The organism is Methylobacterium sp. J-072, assembly GCF_022829425.1.
In the GTDB taxonomy this organism is placed as follows: Bacteria; Pseudomonadota; Alphaproteobacteria; order Rhizobiales; family Beijerinckiaceae; genus Methylobacterium.
In genome coordinates, this window is record NZ_JAKSYK010000153.1 from 1 (window position 1) to 4,179 (window position 4,179).

Here is a 4,179-nt window from a genome sequence, read left to right on the forward strand (position 1 = left end):
CGGCATGATCGGGCGGCCCTTCCACCACACGATGATCACCGGCACGAACAGACTAAGGGGCGCGATGGTGAGGAGCGCCCACAATTCGAGGTCGGACAGGTCCATGAACGGGAGGTAGGGGCGTGTTACCGCTACGCTTTCTTCACGCTGGGTGGCACAGTGCCGCCGTCATGCCGACCCGGCCCGAGCACCGCGTCTTCTACCCGATCGACTGGCGCGAGCTGTCGATGGCGATCCGGTTCGGTCGGGCGCAGGGCCGGTGTGAGAGCTGCGGGCGGCCGCACGGGCAGATGGTCTACCACCTCGGCGATGGCCGCTGGTGGGACGCTGAGGCTGGCCGCTGGCGCGATGGATGGGGACGCCGGATCCGGATCAGGTCGGGTACGGATATTCTCGGCCGCGCCCGCCGAACCCACGTCGTTCTGGCAGCAGCCCACCGGGATCACGACACGGCTAACAACGTCGACGCCAACCTCGTGGCCTTCTGCCAGCGCTGCCACATGATCCACGACCGGCCGGAGCATCAGAGGCGGCGGCGGCGCACGCTGTTTCGGCGGAAGGCGATGGGCGATTTGTTCGGCGGTCCCTACGCCTAAGGTTAGGGTAGCGGAAGCTGTTCTTGAGCCGTCAGCTATCCTGATCGAGGTCGAGATCGCGGATCAGGTCGCCGATCGGATCGCCGTCGGCAGTCCTGTTCTGGGAGACTGGATGTACCAGGGTGCTCGAAAGCCTGGGCAATGTCCTCACCCCCGGCGGTAGGGGCATCGTTGGACGATGTGCCAACAGTGCGCTGCTATCCGCCATCAACGCAGCAGGCTCACTGCCGTGTAGTCTATGCGGAGGATCGGCCCAGATCGTCGGTCCGGCCGCCGTTCCATCAGCGACTACAACGACCCGGACATTGCGTTCCGACCTCTCGTAGTTGCCCGGATGTAGGACGTGGGCGGCGACCAGCAGCCCGAAGGCAGCAATCGCGGTGGTGGCGAGGGTGGATCTGTAGTGTTCCATGTAGGCGGAACAGACGGCCAAGCTTGCCGTTCCGCGGGCTCTTTCGGGATAGCTAATCGCGAATTTACGACCGCCCTACCAGCTTGGCCGCCATCTTCCTCACTCCGGATCGTGATTTATCTGAACATCAAGCGTTGTGGATGTGGATTGGGACGCTGGTCGAGGGCAAAGAGCCTACACAGCCGACGGGCTTGGCGTAGTCCGAACCACTGCGGTCTGCATCAGCTCGGGCTTGTTGACGATGAGGGCCGCGGCGATCTCGGTCAGCGCCTTGTCCTCGATCTCGCTGATACCCTCATGATCGGCGACATCGACAGCGACCAAGAACGCGTCCTGCCGCTGCTCTATCGGACGGCCGGCTATCGCGGCGACCCGGCGAAGGTTCTCTACTCGGCCAGCACGGGTTCGTGCCCGAGCGATCGCCTCGTACAGGGCCTCCTCCAACATCAGGAGGTCGTAGCCCTTCTCGATGATCGGGTTCGCGCGCAGACCGACCAGCGCGGTTTCGAACTCATCACCCGCCACCTCGCCGTCAGCCACGATGACGTTGGCAGCAGCCGAGATCCCAGCCTGCATCAGCGCTTCGTCGCCGGCATAGGCCGTGACCGTCCGGCCGAAGCGGGTCAGCAGATCCTTGAGGGCGTTCATCGCGATCCAATCGGTTTTCAGACAGCAGCCCTACAGCAGCGCAAGCGACATGCTACGACGCCTGACTGGGCTTGCTTCTCTAGCAGAGCTCGCGTTTGGCAGCTTCGAATGACCCGGCTGGCAGAACTACAGAATGACCCCGCGTTCCGACAGGCGGTATTGGCCGTGCGAGGCGCTTCCAGCACCCTCAGCGGACGAGAGGTGACTGAGGCAGAAGCTCAGTTCCTTGTAGGCATCGCGCTCGCTACCTTCGCGAATGCCGGTGGCCTGAACGAGCCGAGCGTCAGTCATCTCGCGCGCTTCTCTGGCAAGCTAGGGGCGAGCGAGACCGTCGATAGCCTGACTCAGCACTGAGCATCGAGAGATACCCCGCGGCTTGCGTCCGCGGGGCAATCGATAATTATTTACCGCTGGGAGCTGCGCCGCTGCCGGTGGTGCCGTTACCCGAGCCGCTGCCGGCAGGGGCACCGGGGGTATCGACGCGCGGACCGCCGCTGGTGCCAGGCGCCATGCCAGTCCCCATCGAGCCCGCACCTGTCTCCATGGACTTCTCGGAGTTGCTCTTTACGGAACCCGGATTGTTCATGTTGCCTTCGGCGCTGCCTCCGCCGGCGGGGGTTTGAGCGAGTGCTGCTCCTGCCATCGCGACAGAAAGCGCAGCGGCGAGAGCGAGTGTCTTCATCGACATGGCGTTTTGCTCCAGACGGATCGGTTCGATCGGTCCTGGGCTGAACGTCATCGTGATCGATATCGTTCAAGCTTTCGTCATGGATCACCGCGCTTGGCATCATTTTGCTTGCCGCCGGCGCTCGGTTCAGCTACGTCGCCGCCCCAGACAGAAAAAAGGCCACCCCCGAAGGAGCGGCCCGAAGTCTAGGGAGGAAACGCCCTTCTCAGGGCAACAGGATCGCGACGCCATCGCCATCCCGCAGCGCAAACCTAGGTCGGTGCAGCGCAATAAACAATCCCGAAAATCCGACCAGATCACATAGTTGTCGCGTCTCCCTGTGCCGGTCGCATGAGCATCAGGCTTAGACACACCAATCATTAACCGGGTTGTCACTCCCTCGCCGCATGTTGGTCGTAGGCACTCTCGCTCCCGCAACAGCCGTGAGCAGAGCATGACGCGAGCCGACCTCGACAAGCGCGCCGAGCTGACCGTGTGGCCTGGCCGGGGCCCAGCGCACGTCGCACAGGGTCACGAGTTCCCGACGCTACGCCAGGCTCTGGCGGCAGCCGCTGAAGCCATAGACGCAGACGGAGCGCAGCCCTGGATCATCACATAGGACGGCGACATTCTCTCACCCCGTTGGATTAGGGCCAACGCCGGATCGAGCCGCCTGCAATAACGGCCGTAAGCCGACGCTTGCGGGATCCGGTTTTCCCGTTGCGCCAACTCTCACACAACTGCCCGGCCGAGGCTTTACGGGGGGCAGGGAACTGGTCCGCGTGCGCCTGTTGTAGAGAGTCTCTCACAACGCTCGCCGCATCAGGCGGACCAGCTTGGAGCCACAGGGTGCCCAGCGGGCCTTCAGGTCTGCCCATGCTTGCACTTGTTCCGGAAGGCCTTGCGCGCCTTGCCATGCAGACCCTGCTTATCGGCCTCTGCCGAGCATTCTTTCGACTTGGCCGTGCGGTCCACCGTGGGTGCATCGGACTTCATCGCCGGTGCGGACGCAGCCGCGCCGGGCACCATGCCAGGTGTGTTCGTCGTCCCTTGCGCATTGGCAGGAGCGACGAGGAAAAGGCTGCTCGCGACCAACGAAACGGCGAGGGTGAGCTTCATGATCGAATGCTCCTGTAAGCCGCCTGAAACAGCTTCACGATAACCTGCGTTCCGCCACACACGGATCAGTGATTTGTCACTTGATCCATACTATCGCGCTCGACGGGCGCTCGGCTTCGGACCCCCAGAGGTTGCGCTTGGCGCGAGTCTTACTCGCAACCGCGAGATCGCCGCCGCGGTCGCGGGCTCACAACCCAAGCGCGAAAATCTTCTGAACCTTCCACCTCAAGCGCTATTAACCCAGATCAAGAGTGGTTCGAGGGCCACTCACTTTCCCATCAGGTTCAGACCCGCGTTCAGCATGCGAACCGTTGACCCGTACACGCCTTCGCTCGGCTCCTCACATGATCCGGTACTACACGGTGTAGCCACCGGATTGGCGGACCTGTTTCCCCCAGTCGACCACCCTGTAGGCTTCGCGGATGGGTCCCAGGACACTCCCGACGTCATCGCTGAGCCAGCCTCGATCTCGGATGACAACTCAGACGGCGGGGTGTGACTCCACCGCTAGCGGTCAGTTCCGCCACACCGACTCTCACGCAACTGCCTGGCCAAAACCTCACAGGTGAACTGCGGAGAGTTGGCCCACGGTCAGGCTGTCGTCGGTCAGGCTCTTCCGCGTTGAGCCTTCAGCCGCTGCAGGGCGCGCTCATTCTCGCGATCGAACTGTGCCGGCGTCATTTCTCCAGCGTCTACACGGCGTGCGAGCTGCTTGCGGTATTCCAGTGCGTCTTCCT

General features: G+C 63.1%; 5 protein-coding genes. 1 reads left to right on the forward strand and 4 read right to left on the reverse strand.

What is annotated here, in order from left to right; genetic code table 11:
• Positions 1-170: 170 nt before the first annotated feature.
• Positions 171-596: a hypothetical protein gene (locus tag MKK67_RS17790; protein WP_243966549.1), complete on the forward strand. Its 426-nt coding sequence runs from the start codon at positions 171-173 to the stop codon at positions 594-596.
• Positions 597-627: 31 nt separating this feature from the next.
• On the opposite strand, the gene MKK67_RS17795 is transcribed toward MKK67_RS17790, so the two are convergent.
• The 4 genes from MKK67_RS17795 to MKK67_RS17810 form a co-directional block, all read right to left on the reverse strand.
• On the reverse strand, positions 628-1,029 hold the full coding sequence (locus MKK67_RS17795; RefSeq protein ID WP_243966551.1) for a hypothetical protein: 402 nt from the start codon (positions 1,027-1,029) through the stop codon (positions 628-630).
• Positions 1,030-1,182: 153 nt separating this feature from the next.
• Positions 1,183-1,656 (reverse strand): tellurite resistance TerB family protein, encoded by a 474-nt coding sequence (locus MKK67_RS17800; protein ID WP_243966552.1) that lies wholly within the window; start codon positions 1,654-1,656, stop codon positions 1,183-1,185.
• A gap of 400 nt (positions 1,657-2,056) precedes the next feature.
• Positions 2,057-2,344 carry a hypothetical protein gene (locus MKK67_RS17805; RefSeq protein WP_243966554.1) on the reverse strand — a complete coding sequence of 96 codons (288 nt, stop codon included), beginning with the start codon at positions 2,342-2,344 and terminating at the stop codon, positions 2,057-2,059.
• 843 nt (positions 2,345-3,187) lie between these two features.
• Positions 3,188-3,442, reverse strand: coding sequence for a PsiF family protein (locus MKK67_RS17810; protein WP_243966553.1), 255 nt, complete (start codon positions 3,440-3,442; stop codon positions 3,188-3,190).
• Between the last annotated feature and the right edge of the window lie 737 nt (positions 3,443-4,179).

Excerpts from the sequence above, each read along its gene's own strand:
- MKK67_RS17790 (WP_243966549.1), top strand. The coding sequence starts at position 171 with ATGCCGACCCGGCCCGAGCACCGCGTCTTCTACCCGATCGACTGGCGC.
- MKK67_RS17800 (WP_243966552.1), bottom strand. The coding sequence starts at position 1,656 with ATGAACGCCCTCAAGGATCTGCTGACCCGCTTCGGCCGGACGGTCACG.
- MKK67_RS17805 (WP_243966554.1), bottom strand. The coding sequence starts at position 2,344 with ATGTCGATGAAGACACTCGCTCTCGCCGCTGCGCTTTCTGTCGCGATG.
- MKK67_RS17810 (WP_243966553.1), bottom strand. The coding sequence starts at position 3,442 with ATGAAGCTCACCCTCGCCGTTTCGTTGGTCGCGAGCAGCCTTTTCCTC.